We start from the raw sequence: 23,558 nt of genomic DNA on the forward strand, positions 1-23,558 counted from the left end.
TAGCCTCATACAATATAGTGCTGAGCCTCTATTTCTGTCCCCGTGTTAGCCCAACCGCCATCAGGATTACCTCGCCGTCCGCGTCGCTTGCCAAATCAGCGCTGGCAAATACATCCAGCTCAACCGGAGTTGGTCAGCCAGTTGACCACAATAAACCAGCTCTCACCTATAGTCAACCAGCTTTTAGTCAATCGCGGCATCGAGACACCAGCGCAGGCAGAAATATTTATCAATCCAGAAACTTTAGATTTGCCCTCACCCCTAGAGGCATTTTCCGACCTAGCGATCGCCATAGACTTATTAGAACAAGCGATCGCTTCCCAAGAGAAAATTGCCATTTGCGGCGACTACGATGCTGATGGGATGACGAGTACAGCCTTGCTACTCCGCAGCCTGCGCTGGTTGGGGGCGCAAGTCGATTATGCCATTCCCAGCCGGATGCAGGAGGGCTATGGAATTAACAAGCGGATTGTCGAAGAATTCCACAGTGAAGGCGTGCGGCTGATTTTAACCGTAGATAATGGTATTGCCGCGATCGAACCAATCGCCAGAGCAAGAGAACTCGGTTTAAATGTCATCGTCACCGACCATCACGACATTCCCCCCACTTTACCCCCAGCAAACGCGATCCTCAATCCCAAACTCATTCCCGAATCTTCACCTTATTGGGGTTTAGCTGGGGTTGGTGTTGCTTACGTCCTAGCTATTTGTCTGGCTCAGAAAACAGGACAACTCAAGGGTTTAGTCAAGCCTTTATTGGAACTCTTTACACTAGGAACGATCGCCGATCTCGCACCTTTAATCGGTGTCAATCGTCGGTGGCTGAAACGCGGATTGAGACTGCTGCCTCAGTCTCAGCTTGAGGGAATTCAAGCCTTGATTCAAGTTAGTGGTGTGAACGACAAAAATAAGTCACTCAAACCAGATGATATCGGTTTTCGCCTCGGTCCCCGTATTAATGCGATCGGGCGAATTGGCGATCCGCAAATTGTTATCGATCTATTGACAACTGATGATGCCGGAATTGCCTTAGAACGGGCAATGCAATGCGAACAAATTAACGCCCGTCGCCAACAACTTTGCGAAGAAATCGAACGGGAAGCGATCGCTTATGTCGAATCATCGCACGCCATGTCTCTACAAGAGGATCGCGTCTTACTTGTCGTTCAACCAAATTGGCATCACGGCGTAATCGGGATCGTCGCCTCTCGCCTGGTAGAACGCTACGGCGTACCCGTATTTATTGGCACGTATGAAGACGAACATCACATTCGCGGTTCAGCACGTAGTATTCCTGAATTTAATGTTTTTGATGCCTTAGAATTCTGTCGAGATTTATTAGGTAAGTTTGGCGGACATAAAGCAGCAGGTGGTTTTTCCCTTTCAGCCGAAAACTTAGAAGCATTGCGATCGCGTCTGATTCAATTTGCTAACTCTTGTTTGCAACCGGAACACTTAAAGCCACTGCTACAAATTGACACGCAAGCCAATTTAGATCGGCTCAATTTACAACTTTATCAACAGTTAGATATTTTACATCCCTGTGGAATTGAAAATCCAGAACCCGTTTTTTGGACGGCTAATGTTAAAGTCATCGACCAGCAGATTATTGGTAAGGGTCATATTAAATTAACTGTAGTTCAAGAAAAAGATTTATCTGTAGGGGCGCACAGCCGTGCGCCCCTACAACAAATGAAAGCGATCGCCTGGCGTTGGCGCGAATATTTCCCTTTACCACCACGGATAGATATTGCCTATCGTTTGCGAGAAAATACTTGGAATGGTAATACTAATATTGAGTTAGAATTAATCGGCGTGCGCCTACCTAATCAGCCGCAAATATTATTTTCACTCAGACGAACTGCCACTACAATTCCCTTTGAATACAAACAGCGGCGTTATACTTGCGGTGTTTTCCCTACAAACAATTCATTAGAATTAAGGATTAAGAACACTGAAGGACGAGTTTTAGCAATTGAGGCAGGAAATCTGATGGGGTTATTAGGTAGTAGCCGTAAAGATGCTACTCAAGTCGATCTCTTTCAACCCCATTATTACAATCTTGTTCAAGCTGCAATTCAAGCTTTGGAGATGGCTAAAACTTAATTTTCTATACAGATTCAGGGCGATTAATTTGGTTAAACTTTGCTCTCAAAGTTTCTATTCTGCTGCGATTTACACCCAAATCTGACTCACCCATACGAGAAGCCGAACGCACGTGGATGACTCTAGCGTTCTCATCCAAAGAAAATTCTACATCATCTACAAACCCAACAACAGGAATGGTAAATTCCGTATAGAGGTAATTTTCTGACTGAGCGATCGGTTTTGTTCTTCTAAATGACTGAAGCACAGTTTTTAAGTCAGTCATAGCCGCTTGAGCAGAGGAATTATAAATAAAAGACTCGATTTTATGTGCGGGATCTTGACTCTGACTGCTAACACAATTAGGAGTGTTGGGACAAGGTGCAAGTTCACCCGCACGAACGCCTAAATTGTCGGGGCGAGTTCCAGCAAGTAACTGCGGTTCTCCTGTTAAAGATATTTTCGTTCCTAGTAAACAAGCAAAAACTAATAGTAAAGATATGCAGGTGAAAAGTACTCGCTTGATTACTGAATTTGATTGAGTGGCGATCGCTGACATTGTTTCACCTCTAAAATGTTTTTACATGGATAAACGCCAAGGTATACTTTTCAAGTAACATTCTTAAAAATCAAAAAGCCTGTATCCACTCTTTAACTTCATACTCCGTCCAAATTCCATTAACCCAATACGGATCGGACTCAATTAAATTCCGTACTGTCGCCTCATCTTCTGCTTCATAAATCCCAAATACTTTGGTCACATCTTTAGTCGGACCAATTGTAATTAAAACCCCAGCTTCTTTCTGTTTTGCCAGTCCATCTAAATGTGCTTGTCGATAAGGTACGCGCTTTTCCAACACGTCCTCGCAGTAACTTCCCCACACGATATATTTAGGCATAATCTTTTTCGCTCTTTACGTTTTTGTCGCTCGATATTGTGATTTCTCTTACTCTTTTTGTCAAGATAGGCTATTTCAAAGTTTAGGGTAAAAAATTAAACCAAACTCAAATTTACCATTTTCATGCCATCAGCCATGAATTCAAACTTGCTTGAGATAACCTTCATACCGCTGTCTTAATTGTTCGACAGTTAAACTCTGCGTCCAATACTCTACCAAAGCATGACCGAATGCCCAAGCATTATTTTCTGGAGATGCTGAGTTTTCCAATAACAACGACCACAGGGCGAGTAAGTCGAAGTTATGCGGATTTTTATCTGGGTTGAGCAGTGAAAATAGTTCGTATGCCATTTGTAATTTACCAATGACAACAGGCAATTGTTCCACTGGAATCTGCGCTGCTAGGAGATTAGCTAAGGTAGGCGATCCGGTTGAGATGGTGGAAATAAACTGGAGGACAGGGCTTTTGAGTAAAGCCGTGAGTCCTTGAGTCGTTGCCATTTGGAAGGTGTAGCGATCGATGATTTTGGCGGCGGCGGTGGTGCGAGTGTCTAAATCGCGCATGAAGCGTGCTAGCCGCAGTTGTTTGGCAGGGGCGATCGCCTGAACTAAGGTTAAGGATAGCGCGTCGATTCCCCAAGCAATTCGACCAACTTGCGGATCTGCCGTAACAATTGGTAGCACCACATCGCAATAATTCGCTAGCAGTTGGGCGCGATACTGAATCGCCTCTCGGATGAAAATTTCTTTGGGGCGGTCGCCCAGTTCCCAATTATAAGGCGGTTGCCACTCGCGAATCGGACGCAACCGATCGACTTGGGTGACAGCTGTAATTACGGGCAAGTCCGTTACTTCTGCCTGAATATCTTTGAGAAAGTCTACATCCATTTGTAAAGCTGGATCGAGGGCAGGATTGACAAGTAGCAACAAATCTGAGTTGCTGGCATATTCGAGAACTTGTTCTCGTAATTCAGCGCCATTAACCTGTTCGTATCCCGGCGTATCCCACAGTGTCAGAGTTTCTCCCGTATCAGTTTGCCAGCGATAATTTTGCAAGCGATCGGTGCTGGGTAAAACATCAACGGCGGCGAGTTCTGCCCTAAACAAGGTATTAATTAAGCTGCTTTTTCCGGCTCCAGTGCGTCCTACTAAGAGAATGCTGACAGGTTTTTGCTCTACAATTTCCACAGGCTCGGCTTGCGACAAAATTTCTCGCAGAGTTTGAGTCTTTGCCTGGGGTAAAGTTTGAGTCTTGGATGATTCTAAACCAGGTAAGGTATCGCCACTGTAGAGGGCGATCGCTTGCCGACACAGATTTCTTAACGCTGCTTCCCGTAACAATTGACTCAAATTGACCAAAAGTTGTCGATCTGCCTGGTTTGTGTAACGCTGGCTAGCTTTTTTCGCTACGGCGGCGGCTGGGTTCAAAAGCCACTGTGCTAAGTTCCATGCCCGCCAGAATTTGCGCGCCGATGGCTCTAGCTTGCGGTAAACTTCATATGCCTCATATGCTTGCCCGACGGTAACTTGATTCAAAGCAGGCGATAATTTTTGCATCCACCGATCTAAATCGTCTACCGTCCCTCGGATCAGTCCGTAAGCTTGGGGAATATAGATATTTAAAAGCGGATACTTGACTTCTGGGTGATAAATCTGGGCGATCGCGACAACTAAATCTTGACAGCGCTGCCAAAAAGTTTGCCAGTCCTCCCACAAAGGGCGATCGCTTTGTGCTACAACGAGAATTTCTTGTAGCGTGGCTTCTGCTTTCTTGCTGCTGTCTGGCGTTGAGAGTGGTGCATCAGCGGAAAACGATTCTATTTCTTTGCTAACTTCTGCGGCTACAGCCTCCATCTCCACGACAACAGGACGTGTCCACCGGACTAGCAACCACCGCCAGCCGACAAATATTAGAATAAACACACCCCAGATCCAATTGATGCGCCATTCATGGATCTGCAAACCTGCTGCTACCAGGAAGAAACCAACGATAGACGCGATCGGAGTTGCTAAGACAATCCACTGCCACAGCTTTAATCGCACCATTGCCCCTGCCTAGATGAAACTTCTGTACAAAGTCTATCGTTTTAGTTTAGGAGACAAGGGGGACAAGGAGGACAAGGAGGACAAGGGGACAAGGGGGACAAGGAAGCAGGGGAGCAGGTGAGCTTTGTGTGCAGGTGGGCTTCAGGTGCAACAACCAGCAACCACCCATTACCCATTACCCATTACCTGCAATAAATTCATAGTATTTTATACCCACAGAGACATGAGGAGTTAAAATTTAAAAACTAGGAGTGCAAAGGCAAGATCTGAAGCAAACAGAAATAGACAATGTTCTTTTTACTACCAAGCTCTTAGCCTCAAGCTTCTAACTTCTACCACGTGAGTGTAGACAACATCTCAACCAAGCATTTATACTTTAGCCTCGATTTGAAACAAGAAGTGGCGAGGAGGGAACTATCGCTGAGACACTAAATCTAACTGTTAGCCTGAGAGGAACTCGTGAGGTTCGGAGTAATTATCAGTTATTCCGGTTGACGGGTTTGCTTGATGCCTTTTCAGAACCAACCTTTCGCAAGGTACTCGGCAAGTATGTTGAAGAGGGACCAAAGCACATCATATTGGATTTGTCCCAAATTGATTTTGTCGATAGTTCTGGAATTGGCGCTTTGGTGCATTTGAAGAAGCAGACTGAAACTAACGGTGGGACTTCACAAATTGTCACCAATGCCCGCGTAACTCAAACAGTCAAGACAGTTAACCTAGAGCAATATTTAGGTTTACGACCGACTGTTGAAGCAGCTTTAGAAAATATTCAAGCATCTTGAGCGATCGCAGGCACTCTAACTTTAGCTATCCGGTTTTGCAATCTGGATAGCTTAATTTTTTGATATAAAAAACTTATCATAGGTTCAACCCCCTGAAATTGGGGATCGATCATAATAATGTAGTCACCGATCGCTGATGGCTGAAATTGGTAATTGGTAGTTGGTAGTTGGAGAGTAGCTTGTGTATTGAGTAGATTCTTGTTTCGGTCTAGCTACCAGCCACCGGTCACTGATAACTGACAACTGATAACTGACTGTTGAGGGGAGAATCCAAACGGAGTGGAACCGAAGGAGGACAATTTATTCGACGGCTCAGCTCGGGAAGCTCAGACAGATGTAGTCACTCAGTTGGAGTTGCTACCCAGTTGGTTGGCGATCGCTCCTGGGCAGCTACAACAACTCTCACCTATGGCTTTAGCATATTTGGGCGATGCGGTTTACGAGCTGTATGTGAGGAGCCACTTTTTACTACCCCACAAGCGATCGCAGGCTTACCACAACCTTGTCGTTGCTCAGGTTAGAGCCGAGGCACAGGCTTCGCACTTACGATATCTCACTCCATATCTCAATCAAGCTGAATTAGAAATCGTGCGTCGGGGACGCAATGCTACTGTAGGACGACCGCGTCGCGCCGCACCAGAAGTTTATCAACAAGCAACGAGTTTAGAAGCTCTCGTAGGCTATCTTTATTTAAGCGATCGCCAGCGCTTGTATCAACTCTTGGAGCAGCTACCATTAGCTCCTACAGAAACATTAAACTCCCCTAGTGTAAATAAAAATGAATACTAAGGCTATTAACAATAAGAAAAATTTATGGCAGAACCACCCAAATTAAAAGCCAAATCTAACCCTTCTGGAAAACCGCAACGTGGCAAACCAGAGCGTTATACAGGCAAGCGTGCCGATCTCAAACATAATGCCACTAAACAAGATGGGGAAAAACGTCATGTGGCAGGAAAGAAAGATTTCTCTCGACCAGTCTTAGCTAGTCCTACCTACAATACAGAACGCGACAAGACAGATCGTTTCTCGTCCCAAATTCCAGCTTCCACATCAGAAGAAGAGAGCGATCTAATTTACGGTCGCCATCCCGTGCTGACAGCTTTGGAAACCCAACGACAGCTCAATCGGCTTTGGGTTACTGCTCGTCTGCGTTACGATCATCGCTTTCATTCTCTGCTCCAACAGGCAAAGGAGAATGGTACGGTCATTGATGAGGTTGAACCCAAACGCCTAGACCAAATTACCCATCACGCCAATCATCAAGGGATCGCCGCTCAAGTAGCTCCCTACGATTATTTGGAATTAGGAGGGCTAATTGACAAAGCGAAATCGACTTCTCAGCAACCCGTAATTGTTGCTGCCGATGGTATTACCGATCCTCACAACTTAGGAGCAATTATCCGTACCGCTGAGGCAATCGGAGCGCAAGGCTTAGTCATCCCTCAACGCAGAGCTGTTGGGATCACGTCTACGGTGATGAAAGTCGCAGCGGGTGCTTTAGAAACATTCTCTGTCGCCAGAGTCATTAACTTTAGCCGCGCTTTAGAAGAATTAAAAGCAGCTGGTTTCTGGGTTTACGGTACGGCATTAGAAGCGGAACAATCGATACAGACAGTTAAATTTAGTGGTCCTATTGTGCTAGTAGTTGGCTCGGAAGGGGAAGGATTGAGTTTGAGCGCTCAGCGCTGCTGCGATCTGTTGGTATCGATTCCCTTGTCAGGCAATACACCGAGTTTGAACGCTTCTGTCGCAACTGGTATGGCACTTTACGAAATTTTTCGCCAACGCTGGCAAAATGTAAATTATGTCAACATGGGTACAAAAAAAGATAAATTAGAAAACTAGCGATGAAATCTTTTTTACGAAATGTGACAATAGTTTACGATTTGTTTTGTTAGCCCGAATCCTTTACCACAAGCTGATAGGAAAAAAAGACATGAACCCAATTTGGAATCACACTAAAGAAAATCTGATTAGCTTCTTCCATAACTTCGGTTGGGCATGGTGGGTAGAAATTGATACCCAAAATCCCCGTTGTACTTACTACTTCGGTCCTTTTCTCAGCGCCAAAGAAGCGGCAGCTGCCCAGCGTGGTTACATAGAGGATTTGGAGCATGAAGGAGCGCAAGGGATTGCAGTCGAGATCAAACGCTGTAAACCCTCTCGGTTAACGATCGCCGATGATATAGGAGAAAGATCGGAACCGCAAATCAAGCCAATTCTCAGCAGTCAAGTGTAATTCTGAGAAAAGGCAAAAGGCAAAATTCAAAAGGCAAAAGTCAAAAGTCAGGAATCAGGAGTTGTTTAGTCTCCCCTGCTCCTCTGCTCCTCTCCTGCTTCAAGGCTTGATTTCCAGCCTTGCTGTGGCTGTTTTGGGGTAATAGTGCGCCAGAATTTGCAGGTAGTTGTAGCCTTGTGCTGCCAGTCGATAGGCTCCTGTTTGGCTCATACCTTTGCCACCATGAGCTTTTTGAACGATCTCATCTGTCGCAGCGTAAAGCGATTCGACTACGCCGCCTTGATAGCTAATAATCTGCCCAGCAGTATCTTTGACAGCTTTTTGTGTAGTGTTGTACTCGCTGTTCATCCCTTTGTAAACTTGCCAGCGCTGGGTATTCCCGAGATTAAACCAGGAATTTGCCGGACGTACCATGTGAACCAAAGCATAGGAGCGAGCGGCGACGGCTTGAGCTTTAAGAGCTTCAGTAGGGGCGGAAGCGTGCATTTCGCTACCGACAACGCTGGCAAGATAATGCTCTAAATCGACATAGTTAACCGCGAGTAGCTTCTGTTGTCGAGCAACGAGCAGGAGTTTGCCTCTATACCAGCGATCGCCTACGTATACCACGCCTCCTTTTTGGGGGTAAATCCAGACCGCATTGGGTAATTGGGCATTGCCAATTGTAATCCGATCTGAGTCGCTAGGCTGTGCTGTAAAAGCTTGTCCGTTGGGCAGTTGCCGTAAGACTTTGCCGTTTGTTTCTACAACTTGGGCGGGAGTTGAGGAGCCAACAATTAGAGAATCTGCATCTTGAGCGATCGCCACGCGAATTTCTAAGCTTGGCGCAGCATATTGTGTTTTTTTGGCTACAGGCTGCCGTTTTCGTTTAATTTTTTGAGGTTGCTGTTTGTTCGTTTTATTGAGCGTTGGTGGCTGAGCTTTTGGTAGCTTGCTTTGCTCCTCCCGCCTAGCTTCTGCCTCCCATTGAGCGACACTAGAAACGTTATTCGCAACATTATTGTCAGATGGAGTCTCAGGAGATGGATCTGTTGCCGTAGTAGAAGTCGGAGAGAAAGATTGACTGAATAAAGGTAAAAGCAGAGGTACAGACGCGATCGGGATCAGCAACATCCCTAAATTTCCAATAACTTTGAATCCTCTATTTTGTCGGTCGAATCTACTCATATAGCTTTGCGTTTAGCTTTACGTTCATCAGTCGCGATTGTCAACCCGCCGAACCATCTGACGGTAGCACAGCAGAACTAAGTCATTTTAGCCGAATCAGCGATCGGTGACCAGTTTTCAGGGAGCGCACGAGCAGGAGAGCTTTAGGTGCAACAACCGTCAACTACCAACTACCAACACCCCACAACGCCAGTTGCTCATGGGGGGCGACGAAGTCCGCGATAGCGCCACCCCCAAGACCGCACTGGCTCCCCCACACCCTATTCCTCAGCGCACTACACATCACTCATGGTTTTCCTGTTACGCTAGAGCTATGCTAATGACTGCTGAGCTGCTGCTACAATACCAACGTTGTAATCGTCGCCCATTTCTCGATCGCCACGGAGATTTGGCACTTAAAGATGCTCCTAGCGAACTGTTGCTGAAGTTACAACAGGACAAGTTCGAGCATAGACAAAGCATGATGGCAGAACGGATTTATCAGCAACCTCAGTATTCTAAAGAGGATTGGCAAGCAGGAGCAACAGCAACTTGGCAGTTAATGCAACAGGGTGTAGAGCAGATTTATCGAGGAGTGATAATCGCCCGCACTTCAGAAGATGTAACGCTGCTCAGCCGTCCCGATTTGTTAATTAAACAACCAGGGCAATCGATTTTTGGAAATTGGATGTATATTCCAGCCCAAATTGAATTAGGTAAGCGCCCCAAACTAGAATACCAAGTTGTAGCTGCTTTTCACGGACAGGCGTTGGGCATGGTGCAGGAGACTACACCAGATCGAGCCTGGTTACTCTTGCGCCGGAAAGAGATGTATGAGGTAAGTTTAGCCAGAGTACTGCCGCAGATGCAGCAGATTTTTGCCGAGTGCGTCCAAACATTAGCAGCACCTCAAGCACCAGAAGTCTTTATTTCTCGCCAGCGATGCAGTTTATGCCGTTGGTATAGTTATTGCTCTGGCGTTGCTAGATCTCAACAACATTTGTCTTTACTGCCTGGGGTGACACCCAATCGTTATAAAGAGTTACAGGCGATCGATCTTGTCACGCTAGAATCTTTAGCTAAGGCTAACTCATCTGACTTAGCAAGCTTACGAGGTTTTGACAAAAAAATAGCTCATCATTTAGTATTGCAAGCGCAGTCAGTCTTGGAAAATCGCCCGATTTCGCTTTTAAGGGAGCAGGGAACAGGGAGCAGGGAGCAGGGGGACAAGGGGGACAAGGGAGATAGGGAGACAAGGGAGCAACTACCAATTACCAATTACCCATTACCAAATCCCATTGAAATCTACTTTGATATTGAGGCACAGCCAGATCTAAATCTTGATTACATGTTAGGAGTGTTGGTGGTCGATCGCCTGAAGCAAACGGAAACTTTTCATTCTTTACTAGCAGAAACACAGTCAGATGAAAGCACGATTTGGCAACAATTTTTAGACATCGTTGGGCGCTATCCACAAGCGCCCATTTTTCATTTTTTCTCGTATGAAGTCGAGACAATTAGACGCTTGGCTCAACTTTATCGGACACCAGCAGAACAAGTTAGATCGATCGTCGATCGCTGTGTTGATATTTACGAGCAGATCGCCCAAACTGTGGTGCTACCAATTGAAAGTTATGCTCTCAAAGCGATCGCCCGTTGGATTGGGTTTGAATGGCGCGATCCTCAAGCGCACGGTTCGCAGTGTATTTATTGGTACGATCGCTGGTTAGCAACAGGCGATCGCTCTTTTCTCGAAGCAATTGAACGTTATAACGAAGATGATTGTCGCGCGACTCGTCTGGTAAAAGATTGGTTAGAAACTTTCATCAAGCGGGAATTAGAAACGGATTTAGATCGAGTTTCTTTAGTATCTTAGCTGGCGTTTCTATTCCTGATTTCAAGCTGCAAAACCATTGTCCTGTACGTCGTTAGTTTGTTGCGGTTGCAGTTGAAATTTTTGCTGTTGTCGAGCGTGGCTTGATGTCAAGTAACGATTTAAGATGCGATCGAGAGGAACGAGAATTTTTTCTAGCCAGTGGCTTTTGATCCCAAAGGTGAGGCGGTGGCTGAGGGGATGAACGATTGTCCATCGCCGCCGCCAACCTAATTGTTTGTATTTTTGGAGAAAGTAAGCATCTTCAGCTAAATTCCACTTGTCACGCAAGCGATGCAAACTCGCTAATGTCCATGCATCACTCCAACGCAGCATATAAAAGTGTAAGTCCGTCCATTCTAAGGGTGGTCCTGGTACGTAAGTGACAAGGCTGCTGGGTTCAAAATAGACTTTACCTCCCGCCTCCCTGACACTCATGCAAAAGTCTAAATGTTCTTTCGTGTTCAGCATGGCTTCATCTAACAAAGCAATGCGGGAAAAGATCTCTGTACGCACGAGAACGCAGTGAAATTCTGCTAATTCAGTTTCGTTACGGTGTAGGCGATCGCGGACTTCTACGACTCGTTTTCCCTGCTTGTACATCTTTTCTCGCAACCTGCGTCTGGGAGTTGCTTTATTTTTGTCAACCCAAATATGAGATTCGCCACCTGCAAAGTGGACGATTTCATGTATTGGTAAATCCTGACACATCAATGGTCCAACGACTGTAGCTTGTGTTTCTTCAGCACACCGCACTAAATTTTCTAGCCAACCAGGGGAAACAACCACATCATTGTCAGCGAATACAACATATGGAGTATCCACTTGACGCAAGCCTATATTTCTAGCTTGATTGGGAGAAAGATAGTAATCTGTTCTGATAATTTGAAAGTTTCTAACTCGCGCTTGTTCCTCTAAATATTGGCGTACTTTTATAGGAGAGTTGCCATCAATGTAAACTAATTTAAAAGGAATTTGCGTATGTTCGTAGATACTTTCTAAAGACTCTTTAGTATAACTAAAACGTTCGCGAGGAGTTACTACAATGGTAACTTTGGGTAAATTCATATTTGCCATTTGTTGTTTGTCGTTTGTCATTTGTGAATAGCTAGTCGCTAGCCACTAGTGACTAGTCACTAGTCACTACTCACTTTCTGATAAATATCGACGAGTTCGTCGTTAAGGTTTTGCATATTAAAATATTTTTCTACTCGTTCGCGACCAGCTGCACCTATAATATTCCAGATTTCTGGATGTGCGATTAAATATTGTAACTTTGATGCGATCGCCTCTGCATCTCTTTCTGGAACTAGAAACCCAGAAACACAATCTTCTACAAGCTCTGGAATTCCTCCGTGATAGGTGCTAATGACTGGTAAGCCGATCGCCATTGCTTCTTTTAAGACATTAACAGGAGCATCTTGATTGCCATCGCGTGCTGTAATACTGGGAGCAATAAATATGTGAGATGCTTGCAAAACTTCAATAATTTCCTGTCGATTTTTTTTACCTAATAGATGTACGATATTATTTAAATCTAGTTCTTGGATTAGTTGTTCTAGTTCTGTTTGTAAAGAACCGCAACCAACGATTTTATACTCTAGATTAGGGCAAGATTTTACTATTTTCGCTACTGCGCGAATGCTGTATTCAATTCCTTTCTTTTCTACTAAACGCCCAATGGTAGCAATACATATTTTCTGATGAGAATGACGATAGCGGGGTGTATATTGGAAACGATCGCAATCAATTCCTGAGTAGTGAACGCAAATTTTTTTTTCGTCACAACCGAGTTTGAGGAGACGACGTTTAAAAAAGTCGCAATTTGGCAGAAAGAGATCGGCTTCTACAAAGGTACGATCGTAAATGCGATCGCCATGTTCTTGAATGAATTGGCTGATATCGTAACCGCGAAACGATACGACTAATTTGGCTTGAGGAGCATTAATTGTCCGAAATAGCATACCCCAAAAACTTAAAGTTCCAAACTGACAGTGAACGATATCATATGCTCCTTTATCTGCACCAGCGATCGCGGCATAAAATAATCGTAAAGAAGTTGCCGATTTGCCATACTTGAAACCATTAAGCGATCGCAGTAATTTTCTAGGTGCTTTCGTAAAATTTATACTCAGTAAACCAATTGCTTTGAGCGATCGCTTCAGAAAGTTTTGGGGAATCTCTGGTAGATAATAAGTGCGTTCCAATAAACAATATTTTTCGACATCGGGATGTACTTTATTCAAATCACCTGGAGTACAAGTATATATGTCTACTTGATGTCCGCGTTCTAGGAGTCCGGTAATTTGGTTAAGAATAAAGGTTTCTGAAAGTAAAGGAAAGTGATTGACAATAAATGCTACTTTTAGCATAGAGGTCGAGCGGGTATTTTAAGATAAAATTCTTGGTTCTGTCTATAGAAGATTGATGCTAATGAAGCAATCGGGAACTACGAGTTAGGGGGAGAATAAACGGATTTCTTATATTTTTTACCAAATTGCAGGAGCAATTGTATAATCTCACAAGTTACCTAAAATTCCTAGAGGAAAAAATCAAACCGAGTTCAATGCTAGTTGAATTTGGCAAACCTCGATCGGTTTATTTCTACCCTTGAGAATCGGTAAGGCTTGCTACAAATTTTATCTTTTTTTCTGTTTTAAAGACAAAGTAAAGCAAGTTGATAGTTTTAAATAAGATATTGAATAAGATGTTAATGAGTTTTCTATGAAATTAATGTGAGAAAACTCTTAGATAATTTAGACGTAAAAAGTTATAGTTAAAAATTCATAATTATGTATACTAGGATGCTTGACAAAGCCTCCCTTGGATCTAGCTGCCACTGAACGGATCTCTCGCGATCGCTGAGTGTTAAGAAATTATGTTTAAAAATAGAGTTAAAAAAGATAACAATTATTGATAAAATAATCGAGACAGGAAATACAGTCAACTCTTATTCGATCGCCACAATAATAGTGATAGATAAGATATGTTTACTGTTAGTAGATTCAATCAAATTTTAGGGAGATACTGAAACTTATGGCTTTAGCAGTTGGTACGCAAGCACCTACATTTACAGTCAAAGATACTAATGGTAATACAGTCTCCTTATCTGATTTTGCTGGTAAAACTGTAGTTTTGTACTTCTATCCCAAAGACGATACACCGGGCTGTACGAAACAAGCTTGTAGTTTCCGAGATGCCAAGCAAACTTACAATGACAAAGACGTTGTAATCTTAGGTGTAAGCGTTGATGACGAGCAGTCTCATCAACAATTCACTGAGAAATACGGGCTGAATTTTCCACTTTTAGCTGACACTCAGCAGACTCTAGTTAAAGCCTATGACGTTGACGGTGGCGGCTATGCTAAGCGCGTAACTTACGTAATTGATGGGAGCGGTAAAATCGTCCACGTCGATAGCAGCGTTAATACCACAACCCATGCTAGTGACGTGCTAGCAGCATTAGGATTATAAAAAGTAAAAGGATGGCATTGCCATCCCTTTACTTACTTATTTTGGTTGAGGTGGATTAGCAGGATTGTTATTAGGTTGCGATGGATTTTGTTGCATCCTTTGTAGCTGCTGCTGGCGAAACTTAGCAGCGGCATCGTCCAAAGATTGATTTTGCTCGGTTGCAAAATCTCCCGCGGAGCGAATATTACCCATTTGAGCGCGGTGCATAATATCCATTAAACCGCTCATAGCGTCGCCAGTATCACCACGGGAAAAGGGATCGCGATTTTGTTCCTGATTCAGATCCCGCAGAGGTTCGGCATCTGAGGTTGCTTGCGCCCAAGTGGGTTGTGGTAGTAATAAGGTAGCTAAGCTCATTCCTACTACTGCACCGAAAAAGATTTTTGTCAGAGATGAAGCTGAGATTTTCATGGAGTGATAGCTCGCATAAATAAAAATAGGAAGATAGGCTTTGTACTTATGCTAGAGTCCGCCGCAGTAAGGGTTGAATGCTCAGCACAGCTACGAAGCTAAAACCGACCAACATCAGTATAGCTCCGCCAAATGTCACTGCACCCCAAGGCGCTTGCATGACTACATTACCTAAGTTCCAGCTATTGTGTAGATAGAGATAGCGGATCGGTTCGATCGCATAGCTTAATGGGTTAATTGTTGCGACAATTTGCAACCACTTAGGCATAAAAGACAAAGGCGCGAGAGCCGTGCTAGCAAATAGCAAGGGCAGTTGAGTCACGAAAATGACGGCAATCAGTTCTATATGTCCGGGTAAAGCGAAGGCTAAACCGAGACTTACAGCTGTTACGCCCAAAGCTAGCAGTAAAATAATTAAAGCGATCGCCCCCAAACCAGCTAGATTGGGTAAACCAGCGCCCAAAAAGGCAGCTGCCGCCACAATAACTGCTGCTTGCAACAAACTCTGACTGACAATAAAAATAGTTGAAGCTAAAACAATCGAGAAGCGCGAAGCCAGAGGAGCGACTAACAAGCGGTTTAAAAAGCCGAATTCGCGATCGAACATCACTGGTAATCCTGCATTTAGCGCTCCACTAAAGGCAGTAAAAACGATCACGCCAGCACTTAAAAATTGACCGTAATTGGTGCTATCGCCAAACATTCCTTTGGGGGCATTTTGAAACAAAGCACCAAATAGAATCAACCACATGACGGGTTGAATAATTCCAGCAATTAAAGTTGAAGGACGGCGCTGTAACTGAATGAAAAGGCGGCGAGTCAATGCCAAAGTTTCTTGGACGAGTTCTCCTAGCCAGTTAGAAGTATCTTCTTTTTGAACTGCCGTCGATGCCAGTTGTTGCCAATTAGCATCAGATTTTGGAGGTATAAAAGTGCTGCTCATATTATTTTGTGTTGTTGGTAGTTGGTAGTTGGTAATTGGTAGTTGGTAATTGGTAGGTGTTAATAATGAGTTGCAAATGACCAATAACTATTAACCATTACTACCCGTTACCCATTACCTATCTCATATTTTGCTTTCTTTCTGCTTTGGGATCGCGGCTTCCGGCGGCGGCGAGTTCGGCATCCATCAGAGTGCGACCTGTGGCGGCGAGGTAAACGTCGTCTAAACTAGGGCGAGATTGGGAAATGCCAAAAATGGGCAAACCAGCAGATTTCATCGTTGCCTCAATTTGAGTTAAAGCTTCTGCTTGGGGTGTGACAACGAGATTGAGCGAGTTACCTTGAGCGCTATTGACGATCGCTTCTTGGACGAAGGGCAGCGCTGTCAGCATTTGTTTAGCTTTTTCTGCTTCTTCTGGGGGTGAAAACTCGCGGATGCGGAGGGTAATGCGATCGCCGCCTACTTTATCTTTTAATTGAGAAGGCGTACCGGAAGCAATAACTAAACCGCGATCGATAATTGCTACCCTGTCAGCCAATGCGTCAATTTCTTCTAGGTAGTGGCTGGTGATTAAGACGGTAGTTCCCAATTCGCGCAATTGACGTAAAAAATCCCACACGACAAAACGGCTTTCGATGTCGAGTCCAACGGTGGGTTCGTCCAATACCAAAACATCGGGAGCGTGTAGCAAGCCTGCTGCCAAGTCTAGACGCTTGCGTAAACCGCCGGAGTACGTACCTGTCTTTTTGTCTGCATACTCCTGCAAGCCCAGTAAATTTAATACCGTATCGATCCGCTGTTTGACTACGGCATTGGGTAAGTGATAGAGAGCTGCTTGTAGTTGCAACAACTCTCGTCCCGTCAGCACTTTATCGGGAGCGACTTCCTGCGCGACATATCCCAATCTCCGTCTAGCGGCTCTAGGGTTATTTAATACCGAAATTCCAGAAACTTCTACTACTCCTGCATCTGGTGTAGAGAGGGTACACAAGATGCGCAAGGTTGTAGTTTTACCCGCACCGTTGGGACCGAGTAGACCAAAAATCTCCCCAGCTTCGATCGCAAAGGAGATATCTTTGACAGCCTCAACACTGCCATAGCGCTTTTGCAAATTTTGGATGAAAACAGCAGGAGCCATAGGAGCTTTTTCTCGCTAGCAGCGATACAAATCTAAATACTTCCTGTCTTCATCATAGAAGAGTGAGTAGTGACTGGTGACTAGTGGCAAGAAAATAGATTGACTAGCCACTAGTCAAAGCACCACTATCTAGAAATGAGAATCGTGCTGATGATGGTGTTTAAGCTGGAAGCTAAAGCGTTTGCAACCTGGTGGGTGAAGGGTAGGCTATCGACCACCATGCCCGCACACAATAGCATCATGTAAAGGATGGAGTAGAGGAATAGCGATCGCGCTTGGATTTTACAGGTGGGATTTTGCCATAACAGCCAAGCTTTACGCACGAAGATGCTACCAAGAATCAAGGCGATCGCGCCGTAGAGAAGACCGCACGATTGTAGGGGATAAATCAGTAAAAACGTGGCGGGGATCAGAATTAGGGTGTAGAACCAAATCTGCTGCGCCGTAGTCTCGTCGCCCGCTACGACAGGTAACATCGGTACGCCTACTTTGGCGTAGTCTTCGCGGATCATCAATGCTAGCGCCCAGAAATGAGGTGGTGTCCACAGAAAGACAATGGCGAAGATCGTCCAAGCCGTCCAGCTTAAACTTCCCGTCACCGCTGCCCAACCAACTAAAGCGGGAATTGCCCCTGCTGCACCACCAATGACGATATTTTGAGGGGTATGACGTTTGAGAAAATGGGTATATATGGCAACGTAGAAGACAATGCCAGACATTGCTAACAGAGCAGCTAGCAGGTTGGCAAAGACTGCTAAGAGAGAGAAAGAAATTGCTGCTAGGGCGATCGCAAAAATTAGGGCGTGGTGCGACTGTACTCGTCCTGAAGGAATTGGACGGTGGCGGGTTCGTTCCATCGCATAATCGATATCGCGATCGTAAATACAGTTGACGGTTTGGGCAGCAGCAGCAGCAAAAGTTCCCCCAACTAGGGTGACAACGAGCAATTTTGGATCGACTCGTCCTTCGGCTGCAATCCACATACTGCCAGCAGTTGTAATCAGAAGTAGAGGTATAATCCTCGGTTTAGTTAGCTGATAGTAGCTATGAACGACTTGAAGAAAGTTTTGATGGTGTCTAGAGACATCTGCCCCGATCATAAAATTCACACCAAATTCCGTTTATTTTGAAACCAACACATTATCAGAAGGCAGGAGGGTAGAAGCAAAAGCTATAAGTGCTTTCGCCCACCACGCACCACTTTTTACCGATTGCTAATCACCACTCACCAGTCACGAGTCAAAATTCACTAGGCACTGATAACTATGTACAGACGTTACATGTAACGTCTCTACTGGTCCCTGATAACTGGTCGTTGTGACCGTGATGGTCGCTGCACCTTTGCGTTTACGCAGCGGGGCGATTTAGCCCAGCACGATCGCTGCGCGAACCGCCGTAAACATCGCGAATTGCCAGTACGGTGTAGCCAACCAAAACACCTAGTAAGGCTGCGCCAACAAACTGGTGCGATACGGTCAGTGGTTCTACTTGTAAATGCAAGCGGAAGGTGGCAAGTCCTAAAAGAATTTGCAGTAGGATTAGTCCGCCAGCCATGTTTGCCAGTCGGCGCAACGCGGGATGCAAAGCCGGAGTTCGCCAAGATAGTAACACTAAAACCAAGGTGGCTAGCGTTGGGGGAACCACACCCCCGATGTGACTGTACATGACGCTACACAATTGCTGTCCGGTTAAGCATTGGTGTAGCGCCCAGCGCGAACCTACTAATGCGCCAAGCAAACTTTGCACGTAGACTAACACAGCAGCAGCCAATCCCAACCAAGCCAATTTACCTGCGTTACCAGTTCCTTGATAAGGCGTGAGTGCCGTGCCAATAACCAGTAATGCACTAAAGAATAAGAGCGCCGTTCCCAAGTGCGCGGTGACAATATCGAATCGCAGTAATTCCGTAACTGTCAGTCCGCCCAAGACCCCTTGAAAGACAATCAGGCTAAGGGCAAAGATCGCCGCCCAAGGTAGCCAGCGGGGGAGAAAGTTACGGTTCCACCAACTCACGACTGTTAGCGCGATCGCCCCTAGCCCGATTAAAGCTGCATCTAGGCGATGAAACCACTCTAAAAATACTTGAAAATTCATCTGTTGAGTCGGTACGAGCGTACCGTAACACAGGGGCCAGTCTGGGCAAGCTAACCCAGCATTCATTACCCGCGTAGCACTACCAATCGCCATCAAAATCAAAGTTGCTACGCATAATTTCCACACCAATCGCCGAATTCTTTCCCGTGGCTGGGACTGCTCGATTGTGTCTGTGTTTTGTCTTTGCAGGACGAACTCAGTCATGGACTGTACCTTAATTGCCTGTCTTCAAAGAGTTGCCAGTATCTAACCAAGTATTTACAAATATGTAAGTGCTAGCTCACCTTCCACCCTAGCGCATCGTCGCGAGGTGATTTGGTTAGCCATATACCTAATGTGCCGGATTGCCGTAGCTTAGCCCCTAAGCTTTAGAGATTTTTAAATTGTTCTACTCCGTTACATTTGTTCATGGTTGATAGATAACCAACTCAAACTTGAGCTAGATTCGCTTAGGTAGTCGATTCGATTGAGACGGGAATCAGTTGTCAGTTATCAGTTATCAGTGACCAGTAGAGACGCTACATGTAACGTCTCTACGAAGTTAAGTTATCAGAGACCAATTAATTTTGACTTGTGACTTGTGACTTGTGACTTATGACTTGTCCCCTCCCCTAGCCCCTCATCTCCCTGCTCTACCCACAGAAAAGTTCCAAAAAAATCAGAAAAAATTAACTTGAGGATCGGCAGGTTTTGGGCTGGCTGCACTACCTTGGTAAGTGAGTGTGGCTAATTGTTAAGAAGCTAAAAATTATCAAATCCTTAACCGTGAACATTCCTAGTTCTATTTGGACGCTATTAATTGGCATCGTCTTGACTCTGACAAGTCTGTGGTACGGTCAGAATCACGGGTTACTACCCACGGCAGCCTCAGATGAAGCCACCTTGGTTGATGGGCTGTTCGACACAATGATGACGATTGGCACGGGTCTGTTTGTGCTGGTACAAGGCATATTGATCTATGCTGCCTTTAAGTTTCGCCGTCGCCAGGGCGATAACACTGACGCGCCTCCCGTGTTCGGTAATATTCCTCTAGAAATTCTGTGGACGGCGATCCCGGCAATTATTGTCATCGGCTTATCGATCTACAGCTTTGATGTCTACAACGAAATTGGTGGTTTCGATCCCCACAGCGCTCACGAAGCCCCTATTGCTGGGCAAGCAATGAAAATGCCAGGGGCAGCGATTGCGGCAACATTGAACGATACGCCGCCTAGCACCGCACCCAACGCGAATCAAATCAAGTCGGATGAGGCAATGTCAGATCCAGCCACAGCCTCCGTCCGCAACTCCGACCAAATTCCTCAAAAGCGCGATGCTCCTGGTATGGGTATAGTCTCTCCTGGCATCGGTGCCAGCCCAGATAACGAAGGAAAAGTCCCAGGGCTAGCAGTCAACGTCACTGGCTTGCAATATGCTTGGATTTTCACCTATCCAGATACGGGCGTGGTGGCTAGTGAATTGCACGTTCCTGCGGGTAAAGAAGTGAAACTAGACATGACAGCAAACGATGTCATTCACGCTTTTTGGGTTCCAGAGTTGCGTTTAAAACAAGATGTGATTCCTGGTAGACAAAGTGAAATTCGCTTCACCCCAAAAATTGTAGGGGAATATAAAGTGATCTGTGCTGAACTTTGCGGTCCTTATCACGGGGCGATGAATACCAAGTTTATTGTGGAAACACCAGAAAACTTTGACAAGTGGATGCAGGAACAACAAGTCGCAACTAAGGGCAATCTAGAACAGGCGATCGCCCTAAATGCCGCAGATCGTTCCCCCGCTGAATTTCTCTCCCCCTACACCGCGCAAATGGGAATTCAGCCCGAAACCCTTCATCAACTTCACCATCACTAGTGTTGAGATTTTAAGGACAAGGGGGACAAGGGGGACAAGGAGGACAACGGAGACAAGGACGATGAAGCAACAGCCAAATCATCTCCTTTTCCTTCTCTCTGTTGTATTCCCCTACTCCCTACTCCCTACTCCCTACTCCCTTTTTTTGCTATGACTCAAGCACAAATCCAACGATCGGCTAACTTATCTATCTTGGAAGCAGAACCAGGAGAAAGAAAGTGGCGCGATTACTTTACTTTTAATACCGACCATAAGGTAATCGCCATTCAATACCTGGTGACAACGTTTGTTTTCTACTGTATCGGCGGCGTAATGGCTGACATGGTGCGGACGGAACTGAAAACGCCCGAAGTCGATTTTGTCAGCCGCGAAGTGTATAACAGCTTGTTTACACTCCATGCCACGATCATGATTTTTCTGTGGATCGTGCCAGCAGGGGCGGGTTTTGCTAACTTCCTGATTCCCTTGATGATTGGGGCAAAGGATATGGCATTTCCGCGCTTGAACGCTGTCGCATTTTGGATGATCCCGCCTGGAGGGATCTTACTCATCAGCAGTTTGATCCTGGGCGACGCTGCTGACGCTGGCTGGACTTCTTATCCTCCCCTTAGTTTAGTCACGGGACAATTAGGCGAGGGAATTTGGATTATCAGCGTTTTGCTGTTGGGAACTTCTTCAATTTTGGGGGCAATTAATTTCCTCGTCACCTTGTTGAAGATGCGGACACCAGGTATGAGTACGACGCAAATGCCCCTATTCTGTTGGGCAATGCTGGCGACTTCTGCCTTGACGCTCGTTTCTACACCAGTGTTAGCAGGTGCTTTGATTCTGCTATCTTTCGACTTATTTGCTGGCACGGCATTTTTTAATCCCACAGGTGGTGGCGATCCGGTAGTTTACCAACATATGTTTTGGTTCTACTCGCACCCTGCGGTGTACATCATGATTCTGCCCTTTTTCGGGATCATTTCCGAGGTGATCCCCGTTCACTCCCGCAAGCCAATTTTCGGTTATAAAGCGATCGCCTATTCGAGTTTGGCAATTAGCTTTTTGGGATTGATCGTCTGGGCACACCACATGTTTACCAGCGGTATTCCTGGTTGGTTGCGGATGTTCTTCATGATCACGACGATGATCATTGCCGTACCTACGGGGATCAAAGTTTTTAGTTGGTTGGGGACGATGTGGGGTGGTAAAATTCGCCTCAACAGTGCGATGCTGTTTGCGATCGGCTTTGTCAGCCTGTTCGTCATCGGCGGGATCAGTGGTGTCATGCTGGCTGCCGTACCGTTTGACATCCACGTTCACGATACCTATTTTGTCGTCGCTCACCTGCACTACGTTCTATTTGGTGGCTCGGTCTTCGGAATCTATGCTGGAATTTACCACTGGTATCCCAAAATGACGGGACGGATGATGAATGAATTCTGGGGTAAGGTTCATTTCGCTTTGATGTATGTTGGGATGAACTTGTGTTTCTTACCGATGCACAAACTCGGACTGATGGGTATGAACCGCCGGATTGCCGAGTATGATGCCAAGTTCGCTACGCTGAACTTTGTCTGTACGATGGGGGCTTACTTACTAGCTATCTCCACCGTACCGTTCATCATTAATGCGATTTGGAGTTGGATGTACGGTCCCAAAGCTGGTAACAATCCTTGGGAAGCACTAACCTTAGAATGGATGACAAGCTCGCCACCGGCGATCGAAAATTTTCATGGATTTCCCGTACTAGCAACTGGTCCTTACGATTACGGTATGGACAGACCTAAATCTGAGGTCGATGTTCCCTTGGCTGATGAAAGAGAACCGGCTTTAGCTGCTGGACCCAAATCGGCTTTACGTGCCGATCCCGACCCAAATGTAGCTGCCAATCCTGAAGATCGTAAGTAGAACTCCCACTCCCTACTCCCTAAATTATGCAAAGTCCAACCATAGACCCAGCAAAAACGGAACTTAATTACCACCACAAAGCAGAAGCCGCTCATCATGAAGAACATCCTGATTTTCGGATGTTTGGCTTAGTCATGTTCTTAATCGCAGAGGGCATGATTTTTCTTGGCATGTTTGGCGCGTATTTGGCTTATCGCTCCACTTTACCCAGTTGGCCTCCCGAAGGAACGCCAGAATTAGAACTTCTACTACCAGGAGTCAACACGATTATCCTGATTTCTAGTAGTTTCGTGATGCATAATGCCGATACCGCAATTAAGAAGAATGATGTCACGGGTATGCGTACCTGGATGGCAATTACAGCAGCGATGGGGATTATTTTCCTATCAGGACAGATCTACGAATACAGCCATCTAGAGTTTGGTTTGAAAACGAACTTATTTGCCAGTGCATTTTATGTTCTGACTGGTTTCCACGGACTTCACGTGACTGTTGGCGTATTGGCAATCTTAGCGGTTTTGTGGCGATCGCGTCGCGCCAACCACTACAGTCAAGAGCATCACTTTGGTGTAGAAGCCGCCGAACTTTATTGGCACTTTGTCGATGTTGTTTGGATTGTTCTGTTTGGTTTGTTGTATTTGCTTTAATAGTTAACAGTTATTAGTGTCGTCTGCT

General features: G+C 45.4%; 21 protein-coding genes. 10 read left to right on the forward strand and 11 right to left on the reverse strand.

The features are described 5' to 3' along the window. Positions 1-42: 42 nt before the first annotated feature. Positions 43-2,106, forward strand: a complete 2,064-nt coding sequence (recJ, locus tag CHRO_RS19685; RefSeq protein WP_015155976.1) for a single-stranded-DNA-specific exonuclease RecJ — start codon at positions 43-45, stop codon at positions 2,104-2,106. A 4-nt stretch (positions 2,107-2,110) separates the two neighbouring features. Here the strand turns inward: recJ and CHRO_RS19690 are convergent, their stop codons facing one another. From CHRO_RS19690 to CHRO_RS19700, 3 genes are all read right to left on the reverse strand, one after another. Continuing rightward, entirely contained in the window at positions 2,111-2,644 is a 534-nt protein-coding gene (locus tag CHRO_RS19690) for a DUF1499 domain-containing protein (protein WP_015155977.1), read from the reverse strand. 70 nt (positions 2,645-2,714) lie between these two features. Next, positions 2,715-2,984 carry a YciI family protein gene (locus tag CHRO_RS19695; protein ID WP_015155978.1) on the reverse strand — a complete coding sequence of 90 codons (270 nt, stop codon included), beginning with the start codon at positions 2,982-2,984 and terminating at the stop codon, positions 2,715-2,717. A 141-nt stretch (positions 2,985-3,125) separates the two neighbouring features. Next, positions 3,126-5,030 carry a GTPase family protein gene (locus CHRO_RS19700; RefSeq protein WP_015155979.1) on the reverse strand — a complete coding sequence of 635 codons (1,905 nt, stop codon included), beginning with the start codon at positions 5,028-5,030 and terminating at the stop codon, positions 3,126-3,128. A 416-nt stretch (positions 5,031-5,446) separates the two neighbouring features. On the opposite strand from CHRO_RS19700, the gene CHRO_RS19705 reads away from it, so the two are divergent. The 4 genes from CHRO_RS19705 (at position 5,447) to CHRO_RS19720 (ending at position 8,057) form a co-directional block, all read left to right on the forward strand. After that, positions 5,447-5,815, forward strand: a complete 369-nt coding sequence (locus CHRO_RS19705; RefSeq protein WP_041462552.1) for an STAS domain-containing protein — start codon at positions 5,447-5,449, stop codon at positions 5,813-5,815. Between the two features lie 279 nt (positions 5,816-6,094). Further along, the gene (locus CHRO_RS19710; protein WP_015155982.1) at positions 6,095-6,604 is read left to right on the forward strand and encodes a Mini-ribonuclease 3; all 510 of its coding nucleotides are present in this window, start codon (positions 6,095-6,097) and stop codon (positions 6,602-6,604) included. A gap of 24 nt (positions 6,605-6,628) precedes the next feature. Next, on the forward strand, positions 6,629-7,663 hold the full coding sequence (rlmB, locus tag CHRO_RS19715; protein ID WP_015155983.1) for a 23S rRNA (guanosine(2251)-2'-O)-methyltransferase RlmB: 1,035 nt from the start codon (positions 6,629-6,631) through the stop codon (positions 7,661-7,663). Positions 7,664-7,754: 91 nt separating this feature from the next. Further along, the gene (locus tag CHRO_RS19720) at positions 7,755-8,057 is read left to right on the forward strand and encodes a DUF1816 domain-containing protein (RefSeq protein WP_015155984.1); all 303 of its coding nucleotides are present in this window, start codon (positions 7,755-7,757) and stop codon (positions 8,055-8,057) included. A 99-nt stretch (positions 8,058-8,156) separates the two neighbouring features. Here the strand turns inward: CHRO_RS19720 and CHRO_RS19725 are convergent, their stop codons facing one another. Further along, complete coding sequence (locus CHRO_RS19725; RefSeq protein WP_015155985.1) at positions 8,157-9,224, reverse strand: SpoIID/LytB domain-containing protein; 1,068 nt, start codon at positions 9,222-9,224, stop codon at positions 8,157-8,159. A 313-nt stretch (positions 9,225-9,537) separates the two neighbouring features. Here CHRO_RS19725 and CHRO_RS19730 point away from each other — a divergent pair, with 313 nt between their 5' ends. Continuing rightward, the gene (locus CHRO_RS19730; RefSeq protein ID WP_051033360.1) at positions 9,538-11,079 is read left to right on the forward strand and encodes a TM0106 family RecB-like putative nuclease; all 1,542 of its coding nucleotides are present in this window, start codon (positions 9,538-9,540) and stop codon (positions 11,077-11,079) included. Positions 11,080-11,100: 21 nt separating this feature from the next. Here CHRO_RS19730 and CHRO_RS19735 read toward each other — a convergent pair whose 3' ends face one another. Together CHRO_RS19735 and CHRO_RS19740 are read right to left on the reverse strand one after the other, a co-directional pair. Further along, positions 11,101-12,144: a glycosyltransferase gene (locus CHRO_RS19735; RefSeq protein WP_041463332.1), complete on the reverse strand. Its 1,044-nt coding sequence runs from the start codon at positions 12,142-12,144 to the stop codon at positions 11,101-11,103. 68 nt (positions 12,145-12,212) lie between these two features. Continuing rightward, the gene (locus CHRO_RS19740; RefSeq protein WP_015155988.1) at positions 12,213-13,448 is read right to left on the reverse strand and encodes a glycosyltransferase; all 1,236 of its coding nucleotides are present in this window, start codon (positions 13,446-13,448) and stop codon (positions 12,213-12,215) included. Between the two features lie 664 nt (positions 13,449-14,112). On the opposite strand from CHRO_RS19740, the gene CHRO_RS19745 reads away from it, so the two are divergent. Next, complete coding sequence (locus tag CHRO_RS19745) at positions 14,113-14,550, forward strand: peroxiredoxin (protein WP_015155989.1); 438 nt, start codon at positions 14,113-14,115, stop codon at positions 14,548-14,550. Between the two features lie 36 nt (positions 14,551-14,586). Here the strand turns inward: CHRO_RS19745 and CHRO_RS19750 are convergent, their stop codons facing one another. From CHRO_RS19750 to CHRO_RS19770, 5 genes are all read right to left on the reverse strand, one after another. Further along, positions 14,587-14,961, reverse strand: coding sequence for a hypothetical protein (locus tag CHRO_RS19750; RefSeq protein ID WP_015155990.1), 375 nt, complete (start codon positions 14,959-14,961; stop codon positions 14,587-14,589). A 46-nt stretch (positions 14,962-15,007) separates the two neighbouring features. After that, positions 15,008-15,904 carry an ABC transporter permease gene (locus CHRO_RS19755; protein WP_015155991.1) on the reverse strand — a complete coding sequence of 299 codons (897 nt, stop codon included), beginning with the start codon at positions 15,902-15,904 and terminating at the stop codon, positions 15,008-15,010. A 118-nt stretch (positions 15,905-16,022) separates the two neighbouring features. Beyond that, positions 16,023-17,042, reverse strand: a complete 1,020-nt coding sequence (locus CHRO_RS19760; RefSeq protein ID WP_015155992.1) for a daunorubicin resistance protein DrrA family ABC transporter ATP-binding protein — start codon at positions 17,040-17,042, stop codon at positions 16,023-16,025. Between the two features lie 125 nt (positions 17,043-17,167). Further along, positions 17,168-18,142 (reverse strand): heme o synthase, encoded by a 975-nt coding sequence (locus CHRO_RS19765; protein WP_015155993.1) that lies wholly within the window; start codon positions 18,140-18,142, stop codon positions 17,168-17,170. Between the two features lie 247 nt (positions 18,143-18,389). Beyond that, positions 18,390-19,340: a COX15/CtaA family protein gene (locus tag CHRO_RS19770; RefSeq protein WP_015155994.1), complete on the reverse strand. Its 951-nt coding sequence runs from the start codon at positions 19,338-19,340 to the stop codon at positions 18,390-18,392. 561 nt (positions 19,341-19,901) lie between these two features. Between CHRO_RS19770 and CHRO_RS19775 the strand changes: the two genes are divergently transcribed. The 3 genes from CHRO_RS19775 (at position 19,902) to CHRO_RS19785 (ending at position 23,530) form a co-directional block, all read left to right on the forward strand. Continuing rightward, positions 19,902-20,987, forward strand: a complete 1,086-nt coding sequence (locus CHRO_RS19775) for a cytochrome c oxidase subunit II (RefSeq protein ID WP_015155995.1) — start codon at positions 19,902-19,904, stop codon at positions 20,985-20,987. A 150-nt stretch (positions 20,988-21,137) separates the two neighbouring features. Then, a complete protein-coding gene (gene ctaD / locus CHRO_RS19780; protein ID WP_015155996.1) occupies positions 21,138-22,883 on the forward strand; it encodes a cytochrome c oxidase subunit I in 1,746 nt (581 codons plus the stop codon). Between the two features lie 26 nt (positions 22,884-22,909). Then, complete coding sequence (locus tag CHRO_RS19785) at positions 22,910-23,530, forward strand: cytochrome c oxidase subunit 3 (protein ID WP_015155997.1); 621 nt, start codon at positions 22,910-22,912, stop codon at positions 23,528-23,530. Positions 23,531-23,558: the final 28 nt, after the last annotated feature.

Origin of the sequence: Chroococcidiopsis thermalis PCC 7203 (genome assembly GCF_000317125.1) — a bacterium.
GTDB classification, from domain to species: Bacteria; Cyanobacteriota; Cyanobacteriia; order Cyanobacteriales; family Chroococcidiopsidaceae; genus Chroococcidiopsis; species Chroococcidiopsis thermalis.